A 16736-nucleotide genomic window follows, 5' to 3' on the forward strand; every position below is an offset into this window, starting at 1 on the left:
ATGCGCCGGGGCGAAGCCGTCCCGGCCCTCCTGCCCTTCGGCCGGCCAGCTACTGTTCGCGGAACGTATGGCTGATCTGGTCCATCAGCGGCTTCGTCATGTAGGAGATGACGGAGCGGTCCGCGACCTTGATGAAGACCTCGGCCGGCATGCCGGGATAGAGCGCCATGTCGGTGAGCTTCTCCAGGCTTGCCGGTTCCGGCTTGATGCGCACAGGATAATAGTCCAGGCCGCTGCGCTGCTCGGTCACGACATCGGGCGAAATCGATACGACATCGCCCTGCACTTCCGGCGTGGTGCGCTGGTCGAAGGCGCTGAAGCGGATATCGACCTTCTGGCCGAGCGTAAGCTGGTCGATATCGCGCGTGGCGATCTTGGCTTCGATGGTCAGGTCGCGCTGATCCGGCGCCAGCAGCATCAGAACCTCGCCGGGATTGACGACGCCGCCGACAGTATGGACAGTCAGCTGATAGATGCGCCCGCTCATCGGGGCGCGCAGCTCCAGCCGGTTCAGCTGATCGACGGCTGCGATGCGGCGCTCCTGCAGCTCCGAAATCCTGGCCTCGACATCGGTCAGGTCCTTGGAATTCTCCGTCCTTCGATCCTCGTCGAGCTGCAGGATCTGCAGGTTGATCTCGGCGATCTTGCCTTCGGCCTGCGCACGGGCCGAAAGGCGCTCGCCGCGATTTCCGTCGAGCTCGACACGCTGGCGCTTGAGGCTGTTGACCCGCTGCATGGTGACGATCTGCTGGTCATAGAGCTTGCTTGCGGCATCATATTCCTGATCGACGAGCCGGATCGCCTCGTCGATCGATGCGAGTTGCAGCGTATCGCCCTGTATCTCCTCGGCTAGCTGCGCCTTGCGCTCTTCCAGCTGCCTGCGCATGCCGAGCAGCGACGACTGGCGAGCGTTGAAGAGCTGGAGCTCGCCGTCGACGAGGTTCCTGTTGGCGGCGATATCGATGCCATCCGCGGCAAGGTCGTCGGTGGAAAATTCCGTCGCGCCGACGCGTTCGGCCTGCAGGCGCGCGCGCCGCACATGAAGCTGGGCAAGATTGCTGTCGATGATGGCGAGATTGGCCTTTACCGAGGCGCTGTCGAGACGCAGGAGGACGTCACCGGCCTGCACATGCGCCCCTTCCCGCGCCATCAGTTCCGAGACGATGCCTCCCGTCAGATGCTGGATCTTCTTCACGTTCTGGTCGATGATCACAGTCCCCTGCCCGACGACGGCATTGGACAGCGCGGTCGAAGCGGCCCAGCCTCCCATGCCGCCGACAAGGGCGACGGACAGGACCCAGACGGACAGGATATGGCGGTTCAGCGAGCGTTGCGACTGCATCGTCATCTGCCTTGCTCCGTTTCGTCGCCAACCACCTTCAATGCCGCATGTCTTGGCTGTTCGGTCAGATTTTCGGTGCGGACGACCTTGGCAAGCACGAGGTCCTTCGGACCGAAAGCCAGCGCCTGCCCGTCGCGCATCGCCAGGACGAGATCGACGCTCGAAAGCGTGCTTGGACGATGGGCGACGACGATGACGATGCCGGCCCGCTGGCGAATGCCCGCTATCGCACCCGCCAATGCCATCTCGCCGTCGATATCCAGGTTGGAATTCGGCTCGTCGAGCACGACGAGGAAGGGATCGCGGTAGAGCGCGCGGGCAAGCGCGATGCGCTGACGCTGGCCGGCGGAGAGCATGGAACCATCAGGCCCTATTTCGGTCTCATAGCCTTTGGGGAGCCGCAGGATGAGATCGTGAACGCCGGCATTGCGCGCTGCCGCGATAATTTCCTCTGCCTTCGCATCCCTGCGAAAACGCGCAATGTTCTGCGCGACGGTGCCGGCAAAGAGTTCCACATCCTGCGGCAGGTAGCCGATATGGCGCCCGAGCGCGGCGTCATCCCACTGGCCGAGCGCTGCGCCGTCGATGCGCACCGAACCGCGATACACGGGCCAGAGGCCCACGATGGCGCGCACCAGCGAGGATTTTCCCGAAGCGCTCGGGCCGATGATGCCGAGCGCGCTGCCTGCCGCCAGCGTGAAACTGACCCCCTGGACGATGAGTTCCTGCCTGCCGGGCGGGCCACTTGAGACCGCCTCGACGGAAAGCTCATGGGAGGGTGCCGGCAGCGCCAGCGGCGAAACCGTCTCCGGCAACAGGGCCAGCATCTGGCGCAGCCGGCTCCAGGATTGCTGGGCCGCGACGAAGCCCTTCCAATTGGCGATCGCCTGCTCGACCGGTGCCAGCGCCCGCGATGTCAGGATGGATGCGGCAATGATGATGCCGCCCGAAGCCATGTTTTCGATAACCAGCACGGCGCCGGCGGCAAGCACGCCCGATTGCAGCGCCATGCGGAAGATCTTCGAGACGATCGCATAGCCGTTGACCGTATCGGCATTGCTGCCTTGCACTTCGCGATAGGCATCGTTGCGTGCCGACCAGTTGTCGGCGAGTTCGTCGGCCATGCCCATGGCCTGGACCACTTCCGCATTGCGCTGCGCCGCACTTGCGAGCGCGTTTCTTTCGGTCGCGAGTTCGTGGACCCTCTTGGTTGAAGCCTGCGAACTTCTGTTCGTCAGATAGGTCAGCACCATCAGGATCAGCGCGCCGCAAATGGCAATGATGCCGATGATGGGATGGAACAGGAAGCAGATGCCGACATAAAGCGGCACCCAGGGCAGATCGAAAAAGGCTGATGGGCCGGAGCTGGAAAGAAAGCTGCGAACCTGATCGAAGTCGCGCAGCAGGGAGAGGCCATCGCCCGCCGCCCTGCCCTTGAGCGGCGCCTTGAGCGTCGCCTTGAACACACGGCGGCTCATCACCTCGTCGAAGACACCGGATATGCGCACGAGGATGCGCCCGCGCACAAGATCGAAAGCGCCCTGGAAGGCATAAAGCAGCAATGCCAGAAGAGCGAGCGCAATCAGCGACGGGATGCTGCGGCTCGGTATGATGCGGTCGTAGACCTGCAGCATGAAGAAGGAGCTGGTCAGATAAAGCAAATTGACCAGGGCACTGGCAACGGCGACGGCAATCAAACCTCCGCGGCTGCGTCGCATCGCCTCTGCGGCGAGGTCTTTCCCGCCCTGACGAGCCGGCGAGATGCCAAGTCCGTTCAATATCGAATCTCCGTGGAACATCCTGGCTGATTGTACAGGGCAATTCAGTCGCCGCTTCGCAAACATATTGCGAGCAATACAATATGATTAACAGACCATAACTTTGGCGGATTCCACTGTATAGAGTCAAATTGCTTTTGAAGAGAATCACTATACCATCAAAGCAGCAAATTCTACTTCCGGGCGAGGAGCGCAATAATGGTCCAAGCTGTTAGAATTAATGATGTTATCGACTCCTTCGGAATTGATACGCACATCGATTACACGGATGGAAAATACGCCAATATCGCAGAGGTTGTTGAAGCCCTGGACTATCTCGGCCTCGACACGGTTCGCGATCATGCCCCTACCCCCGCTTCCGACCCCTATGGCCAGGGCCATCTCGGGGATGCGGCGGATGCCGGCGTAAAATTCGTCTTCGTCTCGGGGCGTGACGATACTCCTGCCACCGTCGTCCAGAGGCTGCACGCCTTCGTGGAGGCGCATCCCGGTTCGATCGTCGGCATCGAAGGCCCGAACGAAGTCAACAACTGGCCCGTCTCCTACAAGGGACTGTCGGGAGAGGCCGCCGCACTCGCCTACCAGAAGGACCTGTTCAACGCGGTAAATGCCGATCCGCTTTTGAAGGACATTCCGGTTCTCGGCTTTACCGGTTACACGGTTGCCTCTTCCAACGACTACACGACGATCCACACCTATGCGAAGGAGGGCGACCAGCCCTTCACCTGGCTCCAGCGCGAATCCGGCAACCAGATGAGCGCCGACCCCGGCAAGCCGCTGACCATCACCGAAATCGGCTACCACACGTCGCTGACCGCCGATACAAATGGCGGTTGGGAAGGCGTCGATGAGACGACGCAGGCGAAGCTGCTTCTCAACACGCTGATGGACGGCGCCTTTCTCGGATCGAAAGGGACGTTCATCTATCAGCTTCTCGATGCCTATTCCGATCCGGGAGGCGCCGACCAGGAAAAGCATTTCGGGCTGTTTCGCCTGGATTATTCCCCCAAGCCGGCTGCAACGGCGATCCACAACCTGACGGAAATTCTTGGGGATGACGGGGCAACGCAGGCGACCTTCAATCCGGGAACGCTCAACTATTCGATCAGCGGGCTGCCATCGACGGCGCGAAGCTACCTGACGGAGAAATCCGACGGCAGCTACCAGATCATCATCTGGAACGAACCGGATATCTGGAACCAGACGACCGACAAGGCGATCCAGGCGGCAACGGCCAGCGTCAACGTCAATCTGGGTGGCGCTTTCGGGACGGTGCAGGTCTACGATCCGCTGACGGGCAGCTCGCCCGTCAAGAGCTTCAGCAACGTCTCCTCGCTGAACGTGGATGTCGTCGACCATCCGATCATCATCAACATCGCAGCGGGCGCAGGGGCGCCGCAGGAACCCGGCCACATTTATGGCAGTACCGGCGACGATATATTCACCGTCACCTCGCCGACCGACATCGTCGACGAAAGCCGCGGCGGCGGGACCGATACCGTCATGTCGTCGATCAGTTTCAGCCTCGGGGATCCTGCGCATGTGATCGGCGCCGTGGAGAACCTGACCCTGACCGGCAGCGCCAGCATCAACGCCACCGGCAATGGCCTCGCCAACATTCTCGTCGGCAATTCCGGGGCAAACGTGCTGAATGGCGGCGCCGGCGGCGACAGTATGACAGGCAAGGCCGGTGACGACACCTATATCGTCGACAATGCCGACGACATGGTCATAGAGGCCGGAGGCTCCGGCAAGGACACGATCAAATCCTACATTTCCCTCAGCCTGGGAGACACGGACCATGTGACCGGGACCGTCGAGAACCTCGTCCTGATCGGCACGGCCGATATCGATGCGACCGGCAACGGCTCAGCCAATATCCTCACCGGCAATTCAGGGGACAACAATCTCAACGGCATGAAGGGCGCCGATCGCATGGCCGGCGGATTGGGGGATGATACCTATACGGTCGAATCTGCCGGCGATATCGTCGACGAGACCAACGGCGGCGGCAACGACACCGTCGTCTCCTCCATTTCCTTCAATCTGGCGAATGCGTTGGGCACGGTGGAAAATCTGACGCTGTCAGGTTCGGCAGCGCTCGGCGCCACCGGCAACGATGCGGACAACGTCCTGACGGGCAATACCGGCGCCAACATCATTTACGGCGGTCTGGGGAACGACCGGCTGATCGGCGGCGGCGGCATAGACACCCTGAACGGCGGCGCCGGGGCGGATTATTTCGTATTCAGCACAAAGCCGAGCAAGGCGAGCAATGTCGACAAGATAGAAGATTTTTCCGCAGCGGCCGGCGACAAGATCGTGCTCGACCATGACATCTTCGCAGCGATCGATCCGTCCAGCTTCTCATCGGCCAATTTCGTTATCGGCATCAAGGCAATGGATGGGAACGACAGGCTCATCTACAACCAGTCCAGCGGCGCGCTTTTCTACGATGCCGACGGAAACGGGCGCGGTGCGGCCGTTCAGGTTGCGACGCTCACCAATCTGGCGACGCTTCATCACGACGACTTCCTGTTTCTTTGAAAGCGGCGCGACGTCTTCAGGCGGCGGACCTCACGGGGCTCCTTTGCGGAGCCCTTTTTCTTGCCGCATGCCGATGTGGATGCGCCCCATCGGCCACGCGGGGATCTCGTAACCGGCGTTCTTCCGGCGCAGATTTTCGGGCGGGACAAAGACTGACAAGTGACTTGCATGATGCAAGTGACTTCTGTAGTGACTTGCATCATGCAACGAACAAGCTTCGCCAATTTCAGATGCCCGGCCGCGCGCGCGCTCGACAGCGTCGGCGACTGGTGGAGCATGATGATCCTCCGCGACGCCTTTCAGGGGCTGACGCGTTTCGACGAATTCCAGAAGAGCCTCGGCATTGCGCCGAATATCCTGACGCGACGGCTCGCGCATCTGATCGACGAGGAGCTGTTCGAGAAGCGGCTCTATAGCGAGCGCCCTGCCCGCTACGAATATGTTCTGACGGCCAAGGGGCGCGATTTCTTCCCTGTTCTGATGGCTCTGTTTTCCTGGGGACGCCGGCACGTTCCGCAAGAGGACCTTGCCTTCCTGCTCGGCAATGCCGCCTCCGGTGAGGAACGCCGGCCGGTCCTGGTGGATGCGGCCAATGGCGAAGAACTCAAGCCCGAAAACACCTGCCTGCTGCCCGGGCCGGCAGCCGAGGAAAGCGACCGCGAGCGGATTGCTCGCATGCGCGCTTATTATCTTGGCATCGATGCCTAGAAAACCTCGTTTCCCCCGGAGTGCCGGAAATGCTCGATCTCTTTGTTTTTGCGCAATTCCGAACGCAAACCGACTGCGCATTTATGCTGGACTTGCTCTAGAAAGGACGAATCCATGGAACGCATTGTTGTCACCGGCATGGGACTTGTTTCGCCGCTCGGCGTCGGCGTGGAGACCGCATGGAACAGGCTTGTCGCGGGTGGTTCCGGTCTGCGCGTGCTGCCGGAGGACGTGGTCGGCGACCTTGCTGCAAAGGTCGGCGGCGTCGTTCCCTCGCTCGAGGAGGATGCGGGAGCCGGCTTCGATCCCGACCGCGCGGTCTCGCCCAAGGATCAAAAGAAGATGGACCGCTTCATCCAGTTCGCGATGATGGCGACCGACGAAGCGGTGCGCCAGGCCGGATGGATGCCCGAGGGCGTGGATGAGCGCGAGCGGACCGCGACGATCATCGCGTCCGGCGTCGGCGGCTTCCCCGCGATCGCCGATGCGGTGCGCACGGCTGAGACACGCGGCGTGCGGCGGCTCTCGCCCTTTACCGTGCCGTCCTTCCTCGTCAACCTGGCGGCCGGTCAGGTCAGCATCCGCTATGGTTTCAAGGGACCGCTCGGCGCGCCGGTGACGGCCTGCGCCGCAAGCGTTCAGGCGATCGGCGATGCGGCGCGGCTGATCCGCTCCGGCGAGGCGGATGTCGCTATCTGCGGTGGTTCTGAAGCCTGCATCGACAAGGTGAGCCTCGGCGGCTTTGCGGCGGCCCGCGCACTCTCGACCGGTTTCAACGACAGGCCGGAACTTGCTTCGCGTCCCTTCGATACGGCCCGAGACGGCTTCGTGATGGGCGAAGGGGCCGGCATTCTCGTCATCGAAACACTTGAGCACGCGCTGGCGCGCGGGGCGACGCCGCTTGCCGAACTGGTCGGCTACGGCACGGCAGCCGATGCCTATCACATGACGGCAGGGCCGGAAGACGGCGACGGCGCCCGCCGGGCGATGGAAGCGGCATTGCGGCAGGCGAAGATTCCGGTCTCCGAGGTCAAGCATCTCAACGCCCATGCGACATCGACACCAGTCGGTGACAAAGGCGAGATCGCTGCGATCGGTACGGTCTTCGGCCGCGACGGCGGCATTGCCGTCAGCGCCACCAAATCCGCGACCGGTCATCTCCTGGGTGCCGCAGGCGGGCTTGAAGCCATCTTCACGATCCTTGCGCTGCGCGACCAGATCGCCCCGCCGACGCGCAATCTGGAGACGGCCGATCCGGCGGCAGAGGGCATCGATCTCGTCGGCAGCACGGCCCGCAAGGTGGCGATGGAATACGCGATCACCAACGGCTTCGGCTTCGGCGGCGTGAACGCCAGCGCCCTCTTCCGCCGCTGGTCCTGACCGGCTCTTTCCTTGCGCCGAAAATCGCCTACACTTGTCCGGATATAGCCGGAGGCGATCCCATGCGCGCATTCTTCGCAGTGCTGATCCTGTGTGCCGTATCCGTGATGTCGGGCGTGCCCGCCTATGCCGAAGATCCCGTCCAGACGACGCAGACGATGATCGAGGCGCAGATCCGGGCCTTCCTCAAGGACGATGCGGATACGGCCTATTCCTTCGCCGCGCCCGGCATCAAGGCCATGTATCCCGACAAGAATGTCTTCTTCGCCATGGTGAAGAAGAGTTACGAGCCGGTTTATCACCCCGGCAACTATGCCTTCGGGCGCAGCAGATCGATCGACGACGGGGCCATGATCTATCAGGAAGTGCTGATTTCAGGCCGCGACGGCAAGGACTGGACGGCAATCTACCAAGTCGCTCGTCAACCTGATGGCAGCTTCAAGATCAACGGCGTGCAGATCGTGCCCAATACCGACAGCAAGGGCATATGAGGTGCTGTCTGGCCCCCATATCTTCTTTTTCTTCCGGTTGGCCTGGCCAGCTACGCCCTTAAAAACGGATGGGATGTCTTCAAGCTGACCGAGCTTCCGCTGAAAGCGGCCCTGTTTATTCCCAGCACAGGCGTGGAAAGCCTCTTTCCCTTCAACGGCCCCAGTTGGTCTCTGTTTTTCGAGCGTTGGGTTGGGCTGTTGACGAGCCGGTGCGCAAGAGGTTGAAATCGATGCTTGTGCCCGAAACTCCAACCGCCAAACCTGTCGCGTCCGCCGCGAGGACGAACTGATCCTTACACCGGTTCGATATCGCCCCTTGCCCATTCCTCGATCGTCTCGGCCATGAAATCCGCGAAACGGCCTTCGGCAATCGCCTTGCGGATACCCTGCATCAGTTCCTGATAGTAGTTCAGGTTATGCCAGGAGAGCAGCATGCCGCCGAGCGCCTCGTTGGCCCGGACGAGATGGTGGAGATAGGCGCGGGAATAATCGCGCGTTGCCGGGCAGTTCGACTGTTCGTCGAGCGGGCGCATATCCTCCGCATGACGGGCGTTGCGGATATTGACCTTGCCGCGGCGGGTGAAGGCCAGGCCGTGACGGCCCGAACGCGTCGGCATCACGCAGTCGAACATGTCGATGCCGCGGGCAACGGATTTCAGGATATCGTCAGGCGTGCCGACGCCCATCAGGTAACGCGGCTTTTCGCCCGGCAGGACCGGCAGCGTCTCTTCCAGCATCTTCAGCATGACGTCCTGCGGCTCGCCGACCGCAAGGCCGCCAACGGCGTAGCCCTTGAGGTCGAGCTTGGCGAGTTCCTCGGCCGATCGGACACGCAGGGCCGGCACGTCGCCGCCCTGGACGATGCCGAACATGGCTTTGCCGGGCTGATTGCCGAAAGCGACCTTGCAGCGTTCGGCCCAGCGCAGCGAGAGCTCCATGGCGCGCTCGATTTCCTTCGGCTCGGCCGGCAATGCCACGCATTCATCGAGCTGCATCTGGATATCGGAGCCGAGCAGGCCCTGGATCTCGATGGAACGCTCCGGCGACATGTGATGCAGGCTGCCGTCGACATGCGACTTGAAGGTGACGCCCTGCTCGTCGAGCTTGCGCAGGCCGGAAAGCGACATGACCTGAAAGCCGCCAGAATCCGTCAGGATCGGATGCTCCCAGCGGATGAGCTTGTGCAGGCCGCCGAGGCGGGCGACACGCTCGGCCGTCGGACGCAGCATCAGGTGGTAGGTATTGCCGAGAATGATGTCGGCGCCGGTGTCGCGCACCTGGTCGAGATACATGGCCTTGACCGTACCGACCGTGCCGACCGGCATGAAGGCCGGCGTGCGGATGACACCGCGCGGCATGGAAACCTCACCGAGACGGGCGGCGCCATCGGTCTTCTTCAGGGTGAACTGGAAGTTCTCAGTCGTCATCGGTCTTTCCGGAAAAGGAGGCTCGCATCGCCATAGGAATAGAAGCGGTAGCCTGTCGCAATGGCGTGTTCATAGGCCGCGTGCATGGTTTCGAAACCGGCGAAGGCGGCAACCAGCATGAAGAGCGTCGAGCGCGGCAGGTGGAAGTTGGTCATGAGGACATCGACCGCCTTGAAACGGTAGCCCGGCGTGATGAAGATGCCGGTGGCGCCAGCCCAGGGCCTGATGTTGCCGCTTTCTTCGGCGGCGCTTTCGATCAACCGCAGCGAGGTCGTGCCGACGCAGATGATGCGCCCGCCCCTTTGCCTGACCGCATTCAGCCGCGCGGCGATCTCGGCGCTGACGTAACCACTTTCCAGATGCATCTTGTGATCGTCGGTATCGTCGGCCTTGACCGGCAGGAAGGTGCCGGCGCCGACATGCAGCGTCACGAAATGCCGTTCGATGCCGGCCCTGTCGAGGGCCTCGAAAAGAGCAGGAGTGAAATGCAGGCCGGCGGTGGGGGCAGCAACAGCACCCTCCTCCCGCGCGTAGATGGTCTGGTAATCGGCGCGGTCGCGCTCGTCCTCCGGCCGCTTCGCCGCGATATAGGGCGGCAGCGGGATATGGCCGACGCTGGCGATCGCCTCGTCCAGCGCTGGACCGGAAAGATCGAAAGCGAGCGTCACCTCGCCTGCCTCGCCCTTCTCCTCGACGGTGGCATCGAGCGCGCCGATCAGGCAGCTTTCGCCGCTGTGGCCGAAGGCGATGCGATCGCCCTCCTTGATGCGCTTGCCGGGCTTGGCAAAGGCTTTCCACTTGTTGGCGCCGACGCGCATGTGCAGCGTCGCCGAAACCTGCTGGCCGCCTGCGCCCTCGCGATGGCGGATGCCCTCGAGCTGGGCCGGAATGACCTTGGTATCGTTGAAGACCAGTGCGTCGCCGGCCCGCAGGAAGGACGGCAGATCGAAGACGCGGTGATCCGACAGCTGCGCCTGCCCATTCGGATCGACGACGAGCAGGCGCGCGCTGTCGCGCGGCTCGGCGGGCCGCAGCGCAATGCGTTCATCCGGCAGGTCGAAATCGAAGAGGTCTACGCGCATCGAGGCACTTTCGGGCAAAGCGAAACCCGCCCCGCGCTTTCGCGCAAGGGCGGGTTCCAGCAGAAATCACAATCAGACGTCGGCGGCAACCCGCATGGAGACGATCGAATCCGGATCGGAAACGGGCTCGCCCTTCTTGATCTTGTCGACGTTTTCCATGCCCTCGATGACCTGGCCCCAGACGGAGTACTGCTTGTTCAGCCACGGAGCGTCGGTAAAGCAGATGAAGAACTGGGAATTGGCCGAGTTCGGGTTCTGCGAACGGGCCATCGAGCAGGTGCCGCGGACATGCGGCGTTGCGGAGAATTCAGCCTTGAGATCATCCTTGGAAGAGCCGCCCATGCCGGCGCGGCCCGGGTTGAAGTTCTCGCCGCCCTTCTTGCCGAACTCCACGTCGCCCGTCTGCGCCATGAAGTCGGCGATGACGCGGTGGAAGACGACGCCGTCATAGGCCTTCTCGCGGGAAAGCTCCTTGATGCGCTTGACATGTTCGGGGGCGACCTGCGGCAGAAGCTGAATGACAACCTTGCCCTTGGTGGTTTCCAGAATGATGGTGTTTTCCGGATCCTTGATCTCGGCCATTGTCGTTCTCCTTCTCGTCTTGAATTTAGTTCTTGCCCAGCGTGACCTTGATCATGCGGTCAGGATCGCTGACTTCGCCGTTCTGGCCTTCGCCCTTCTTGATCTTGTCGACGTTTTCCATGCCCGAGACAACCTTGCCGACGACCGTGTACTGGCCGTTCAGGAAGGAGCCGTCGGCGAACATGATGAAGAACTGCGAGTTGGCGGAGTTCGGATCCTGGGCGCGCGCCATGCCGACCGTGCCGCGCACGAAAGGCGTCTTGGAGAATTCCGCCGGAAGGTCCGGCAGGTCGGAGCCGCCGGTGCCGGCAAGGCTCGCGTCGAAGTTCTTTTCCATGTTGCCATACTTCACGTCGCCGGTCTGGGCCATGAAGCCGGGGATGACGCGGTGGAAGGCGACATTGTCATACTCGCCCTTCTTCACCAGCGCCTCGATCTGCGCAACATGCTTCGGCGCCACATCGGGAAGAAGCTGGATGACGACCGGGCCGCTCTTCAACTGGATGGTCATGTAGTGATCGGCAGCCTGCGCAAAGGCGTCGCCCGCGAAGGAGGCGAGATAGAGCACGCCGGCAAATGCAAGATAGAAGAGTTTCATGTGAGCTCCGTTGAGGCGAGGTCCGCCTAGGCTTTGCGCTTGGATTTCAGGGCTTGCAGGACGGCCGCCGGCACGAAGGCGCTGACATCGCCGCCCATGGCTGCGATCTGGCGCACCAATGTGGCGGTAATGGGCCGCGAGGCCGTGCCTGCCGGCAGAAAAATGGTCTGGATATCAGGGGCCATCTGCCGGTTCATGCCGGCCATCTGCATTTCGTAATCGAGATCGGTGCCGTCGCGCAGGCCGCGGATCAAAAGGCTTGCGCCATGTGCGCGAGCGGCGTCGACCACGAGATTGTCGAAGGAGACAACGTCGATATGGGCGCTCTTATCCGGAAAGACCTCGGCCAGAGACGCGCGGATGAGCGCTGCCTTTTCCTCGAAGGAGAAGAGCGGGGTTTTGCCGGGGTGGATGCCGATTGCAACGATCACTTTCCCGGCGACGTTGAGCGCCTGGACCAGCACGTCAACGTGTCCGTTGGTGATCGGGTCGAAGGACCCCGGATAGAAAGCTGTCGTCATCTGGCCCGGCCGTTTGTTTCACGCCTTTTGTCATGGAAGCCGGTTTCCCGCAAGTGATTTAGCCGTGCCGGCCGATGCGGCTGAACGATGAATGAACGGCGCGTTCAAGACCTCTTCAGATGCGATCTGCTTTATTCGGATCGTCAACACAGATGCCGCCGGCCCCGGTGGCATTTCCCCCGGAAAGACCTTGATCATGCTGATCATCCTGATTGCAATTGCCGTTATTTTCTCGCTGGTTGCAGAACTTTTCTACGGCTATCTCGCAGATCGGCGTCAGCCTGGCTGGGTGCGTCCCGAGGTCAACGAACATGCGGCCATCATGCGCCAGCTCGGGCGCATGCGGTCTAATCGATTTGAATTCTGAACGGCAGATGAACGAGGTATTCAAGGTCGCTTCAGAACACGGTTGGTAAACACCCCGTCAACATCCGGCGGGAACCATTTAAAGACGGATGCGTTCATTTGATCGACACATATGAGATGCGAAAGCGCGGCAGGAAGGGAATGAAGATGCCTGGTAAGATCACCATGATTAACGTGCTTTGGATGGCAATGGTTACAGGCATGCTGACTGCCACAGTCGCTCTCTATGACAACCAGAAGATCGATACCTCCAAAGTATATGGTCCCTACGCTTCGGCTCGCTCCGTAAGCGTTCTCGGCCAGTACTGAGGGGCGTGAACGCAACCCTCGACAGAAAGGAACGCCACCATGTTCACGATCCTGACAGTTTTGACAGCACTCATCAGCATCATGTTCATCGTGTCCGTGACCTCAACGATTTCCGCGCTGCGCCGTGAAAGCGAGGACGTGAAATCGATGAACGAGAAGCACAGCGCTTTCTAAAGCCGCTCCCCCAGCGCAAAGCCTGAACGCAAGCCGGATGTTCTGCATCCGGCTTTTCTCATGCCGGCGACGGCCGCAGCGCCAGGCAGCCGCTCTTTCGCAGCGGCAGGACAAGCAGCGCGCCCCTGCCATAGAGCGCGAGCACATAATCGCTGCGCTCGCTCGTGACGACGGCAAAGCCCCTGCCCCACCGCAGGATCGAAACGCCCTCCGGCAAGGCGCCGGGCTCGATGCTGGCGGCGGGAAAAATCACAGCGGCCGGCGCCTTACCGGTTGCGGCAAAGACGACGGCAAACAGCCCGAAGACTGCGGCGACGACCGCAATCGCAATGCCTGTCCTGCGCGCCAAGCGTCTGATCAAGGGGCCATCCGTCCGATGTTTCAGAAATCGAATATATGTTCGAGCCCGGGATCGGCAATCGGCCGGCCTTTGAGCAGAGGCGCAAGATCGGCCATCCTGACCGAAACGAGCAGACGGTCGCTGGCAAAACCTGTGCGAGACAGGCGCGCAATCGCCTCGCCGGGCAGATTGTCCGGCTCCGTCCCCCGCGGCACAGTCAGCGACACCATGATCTCGTCATTGCCGGCAATCTCGCGGATTGCGCCACCCGCCGTGGCGATCTCAGCGAGGATATGGGTGAAACGGTCGTAGCGCGGCGTCTCGATCAGCACGCCATCGGCACTTTCCGAAATGACCGATACGTCGGGAATAGCCGAAAGCGCGGCGGCCGGCAGGCCTGAAACGACCGATCGGATCGTCAGCTTCGCCTCGCCGGTTGCGGCAACGGCGCTGGCGATCACGCCGGCATAGGCAATCTTGGCGCGCCATTCGCCGCCGAGCGCCAGGCGGCGCTCCCAGCCGCGCAGCGGCTCTTCCACCGGCGCGGCCCAGAGCCTTTCGATCCAGGGCTGAAAGGGATATTTGTACCACGGGGTCTGGCGAAGGAAGGCGGCATAATCGATCGCCATATCGCGGGCGACAATATCCTGGGGCGTCTTTTCACTCCCGCGCCAGAGCGCGAAAACCCGTCCTATCGTTTCCTCATAGGCGGCCTTCAGGCCCATTTCGAGCGTGAAGCTGACACCGATCGTCGCTATCATCATGCGCGTCTCGCTGTCGGCGCCGCCATGCCGATCGGCAATCCGCGTCAGCGCACAATCGGCCGTCCAGAAATCCCGCACGCTGGAGAAATAGCCGAAGCCATGTTCGTCGCCCGTTTTCAGGATTTCGGCAAGGCCGTCATAGGCATAGACGATGTGCCACTCGGGATAGGTGAGGTAGGTATTGGCCTCCTGCCGGCGGAATTCGGCATCCGCTATCAGCGGCTTGTAGCCGTCGGGCTCGGGATCGGCATGGCAGAAGGTCTCGACATAGGCGACGGGGCTCAACAGCAGCAGGACCACGACCACGAGCATCGCAAGCAGCCAGCCGACGGTCTTGACAAGGCGTCGCATCACGGAGCCTCCCGGCGGAAGATATAGCTGGAGGCAATCCCTGCGCCGCCCAGGAAGAGATGCGGAAGGTTGGCGAGGATCTTGAAGGTGAAGGGAAGATCCTGAATGCCGTAGTTGACGATGCCGAGATCGAGATAGCCCGACCCGGTTGCCAGCCCAAGCAGGCCATCGCTGAAATAGAGCAGACCGAAATAGAAAAGAAAGTTTCGGGAAGCACGGGCAGACAGGAAGGCAGCGATGGCGGCCCAGGCGGCAGAGGCCAGATGCAGGCTGTCGTCATAGATATCGAGCGCGAAGATGCCGAACGCGCGTCCCTGCGCATCCGTCAATCCGGGAATATAGTTCAAAGCGGCCGCAAAGAGCAGAACCACAGTATAGAGCATGGCGATCAGCCGAAGCCTGGACATGATGATCCCCCTAGAGGCTTGCGAGATAGCGATCCCAGAAACGGTTGCGGAAGGTAAGGGCGGGATCCAGCCGGCGCTTGGTGGCGGCGAATTCGCCGGCGCGCGGATAGGCGCGGGTAAACTGATCCAGCCTGGCATGCGGCCGGTATGGCAGATAGTAGCTGCCGCCGATGGCCAGCACGCGCTCGATCAGGGCTTGCGTCATGCGCTGCATGTCGGCCTCGCCTCTTACCGTTTTCTCCTGGGAGAAGAGCATGACCGCGGCAATGCGAGGCTCCGTCGCATAGGCCAGCACGCTGTCGCGATCGGTATCGACATAGCGCAGCGTGATGTTGAGGAGTTCTTGGTAGGAAGCCGGAATGACCTCCTGGCAGGCATTGACGAAATCGGCGAAACGCGACGGCGCGACGAAATATTCGTGCAGGATATCGGTGCGGGACGGATCCCGGTCATCGAGCGTGACGACGGGCTCGTTCATCAGGCTGTTGCGCGTCGCCTGCGCTGCGATCGATGGATTGACGACGGCCTCCGTCCACCAGCGCAGATGCTTGGCCCTGTCCGAACCGAGCTGCGCGCGGAAGATGTCTCGCGAGACGTGGCTTATGAAACCGGAACCGGAAGCTGGAGGTATCCTGGTCTGGACCGACGCAGCGCGATATGTAATCAGCAGTGCATCTTCGAAGAAGCGATCGAGCGAGATATCCATGCGGCCATAGGCCATGGCGATGGTGCTGTCGCTCGCCAGAACCTCGGCAAAACGGCGCCCGAGATCCTCGCCCGCCAGATGCTCGAAACTCGGCTCCAGCAACAGGTTCGGCACCATGTCGAGTTCGAGCTCGGTAATGATGCCGAAAAGACCGTAGCCACCCATGGCATGGTTGAAGAGTTCCGCATTTTCCGTGCGCGAGCAGGACACGAGATTGCCGTCCGCTGTCATCAGCCTGATGGACCGCACCGTACTGCCGCATCCGCTGAAGGGAACCGGCCAGCCATGGGCATTGACCGAGAATGTGCTGGCAACGCCGAAATCATTGTTGGACTGCATGACGGCGGGCGAGAAACCGATGGCATCGAGCTTGGAAATGACCGTCGACCAACGGGCTCCGGCGGCGACACGATAGGTCCTTGAGGTCGTATCCGCCTCCAGCCAGTCCTGATCGAGCGTGAGCGCCGTGCCGTTCTCGGCAAGGCTCTGGCCGCCCATCGAATGGCGCGCAGCGCTGGCGATGAAGGGTCTGTTTGCCTTGGCGGCCTCGGCGAGCGCCGTGCGCAACCGGCCGGTCATGGCGTCCTGCGGCGGCTCCCTGGCGGTCAGATGGACCGCAACCCGCGTCGGCGTCAGCTCTCCGGCATCGTTGAGAACGATCGCGCCGTCCTCCACGGGAATCTCCGCTGGAAAGGCCGGTCCCGGATCGCTTTGCGGCTGAAGCAGGAAACGCCCCGCCGCAACGCCGGCTGCGGCCGAAATGCCGGCCAGCACCCCCCGCCTTGTCCACCTGCCCATAACATTCCCCCTCCGGATGAATCGGCAAGTTCTTCATAGCGCAATAAAAAACCGGGCGGCAGGGG

Annotated in this window: 17 protein-coding genes; 6 read left to right on the forward strand and 11 right to left on the reverse strand. The window is 61.8% G+C overall.

Going from position 1 to position 16736, the window contains the following annotated elements; genetic code table 11:
* Positions 1–49 precede the first annotated feature (49 nt).
* Both ACU8HS_RS21590 and ACU8HS_RS21595 read right to left on the reverse strand, forming a co-directional pair.
* Positions 50–1348: an HlyD family type I secretion periplasmic adaptor subunit gene (locus ACU8HS_RS21590; RefSeq protein WP_112567867.1), complete on the reverse strand. Its 1299-nt coding sequence runs from the start codon at positions 1346–1348 to the stop codon at positions 50–52.
* Positions 1345–3060 carry a type I secretion system permease/ATPase gene (locus ACU8HS_RS21595; protein WP_447015934.1) on the reverse strand — a complete coding sequence of 572 codons (1716 nt, stop codon included), beginning with the start codon at positions 3058–3060 and terminating at the stop codon, positions 1345–1347. Before ACU8HS_RS21595 ends, ACU8HS_RS21590 begins: the two co-directional genes overlap by 4 nt.
* Before the next feature lie 258 nt (positions 3061–3318).
* Here ACU8HS_RS21595 and ACU8HS_RS21600 point away from each other — a divergent pair, with 258 nt between their 5' ends.
* From ACU8HS_RS21600 to ACU8HS_RS21615, 4 genes are all read left to right on the forward strand, one after another.
* The gene (locus ACU8HS_RS21600; protein ID WP_447015170.1) at positions 3319–5667 is read left to right on the forward strand and encodes a calcium-binding protein; all 2349 of its coding nucleotides are present in this window, start codon (positions 3319–3321) and stop codon (positions 5665–5667) included.
* A gap of 201 nt (positions 5668–5868) precedes the next feature.
* On the forward strand, positions 5869–6375 hold the full coding sequence (locus tag ACU8HS_RS21605; RefSeq protein WP_447015171.1) for a winged helix-turn-helix transcriptional regulator: 507 nt from the start codon (positions 5869–5871) through the stop codon (positions 6373–6375).
* A 114-nt stretch (positions 6376–6489) separates the two neighbouring features.
* Positions 6490–7755 carry a beta-ketoacyl-ACP synthase II gene (fabF, locus tag ACU8HS_RS21610; protein ID WP_447015172.1) on the forward strand — a complete coding sequence of 422 codons (1266 nt, stop codon included), beginning with the start codon at positions 6490–6492 and terminating at the stop codon, positions 7753–7755.
* A gap of 62 nt (positions 7756–7817) precedes the next feature.
* Entirely contained in the window at positions 7818–8246 is a 429-nt protein-coding gene (locus ACU8HS_RS21615; protein WP_447015173.1) for a DUF4864 domain-containing protein, read from the forward strand.
* 293 nt (positions 8247–8539) lie between these two features.
* Here ACU8HS_RS21615 and tgt read toward each other — a convergent pair whose 3' ends face one another.
* From tgt to coaD, 5 genes are all read right to left on the reverse strand, one after another.
* Positions 8540–9673: a tRNA guanosine(34) transglycosylase Tgt gene (gene tgt, locus ACU8HS_RS21620; protein ID WP_112754462.1), complete on the reverse strand. Its 1134-nt coding sequence runs from the start codon at positions 9671–9673 to the stop codon at positions 8540–8542.
* Positions 9670–10755 carry a tRNA preQ1(34) S-adenosylmethionine ribosyltransferase-isomerase QueA gene (queA, locus tag ACU8HS_RS21625; protein ID WP_112758027.1) on the reverse strand — a complete coding sequence of 362 codons (1086 nt, stop codon included), beginning with the start codon at positions 10753–10755 and terminating at the stop codon, positions 9670–9672. Before queA ends, tgt begins: the two co-directional genes overlap by 4 nt.
* 72 nt (positions 10756–10827) lie before the next feature.
* On the reverse strand, positions 10828–11337 hold the full coding sequence (locus tag ACU8HS_RS21630; RefSeq protein ID WP_112754460.1) for a peptidylprolyl isomerase: 510 nt from the start codon (positions 11335–11337) through the stop codon (positions 10828–10830).
* 25 nt (positions 11338–11362) lie between these two features.
* Positions 11363–11935, reverse strand: a complete 573-nt coding sequence (locus ACU8HS_RS21635) for a peptidylprolyl isomerase (RefSeq protein WP_112567883.1) — start codon at positions 11933–11935, stop codon at positions 11363–11365.
* 26 nt (positions 11936–11961) lie between these two features.
* Positions 11962–12456, reverse strand: a complete 495-nt coding sequence (coaD, locus tag ACU8HS_RS21640) for a pantetheine-phosphate adenylyltransferase (protein ID WP_447015174.1) — start codon at positions 12454–12456, stop codon at positions 11962–11964.
* A 91-nt stretch (positions 12457–12547) separates the two neighbouring features.
* Here coaD and ACU8HS_RS21645 point away from each other — a divergent pair, with 91 nt between their 5' ends.
* Positions 12548–12823, forward strand: coding sequence for a hypothetical protein (locus ACU8HS_RS21645; RefSeq protein WP_113414507.1), 276 nt, complete (start codon positions 12548–12550; stop codon positions 12821–12823).
* Positions 12824–13170: 347 nt separating this feature from the next.
* Positions 13171–13305 (forward strand): hypothetical protein, encoded by a 135-nt coding sequence (locus tag ACU8HS_RS21650; RefSeq protein ID WP_377309991.1) that lies wholly within the window; start codon positions 13171–13173, stop codon positions 13303–13305.
* 58 nt (positions 13306–13363) lie between these two features.
* On the opposite strand, the gene ACU8HS_RS21655 is transcribed toward ACU8HS_RS21650, so the two are convergent.
* The 4 genes from ACU8HS_RS21655 to ACU8HS_RS21670 are packed head-to-tail and all read right to left on the reverse strand — an operon-like array spanning position 13364 to position 16671.
* Positions 13364–13666 (reverse strand): hypothetical protein, encoded by a 303-nt coding sequence (locus ACU8HS_RS21655; protein WP_447015175.1) that lies wholly within the window; start codon positions 13664–13666, stop codon positions 13364–13366.
* A gap of 20 nt (positions 13667–13686) precedes the next feature.
* Complete coding sequence (locus ACU8HS_RS21660; protein WP_447015176.1) at positions 13687–14760, reverse strand: hypothetical protein; 1074 nt, start codon at positions 14758–14760, stop codon at positions 13687–13689.
* Complete coding sequence (locus ACU8HS_RS21665; protein WP_447015177.1) at positions 14760–15167, reverse strand: hypothetical protein; 408 nt, start codon at positions 15165–15167, stop codon at positions 14760–14762. Before ACU8HS_RS21665 ends, ACU8HS_RS21660 begins: the two co-directional genes overlap by 1 nt.
* 10 nt (positions 15168–15177) lie before the next feature.
* Positions 15178–16671 carry an FAD-binding oxidoreductase gene (locus ACU8HS_RS21670; protein ID WP_447015178.1) on the reverse strand — a complete coding sequence of 498 codons (1494 nt, stop codon included), beginning with the start codon at positions 16669–16671 and terminating at the stop codon, positions 15178–15180.
* Positions 16672–16736 lie beyond the last annotated feature (65 nt).

This window comes from Rhizobium sp. KDH_Rht_773_N, assembly GCF_052946295.1.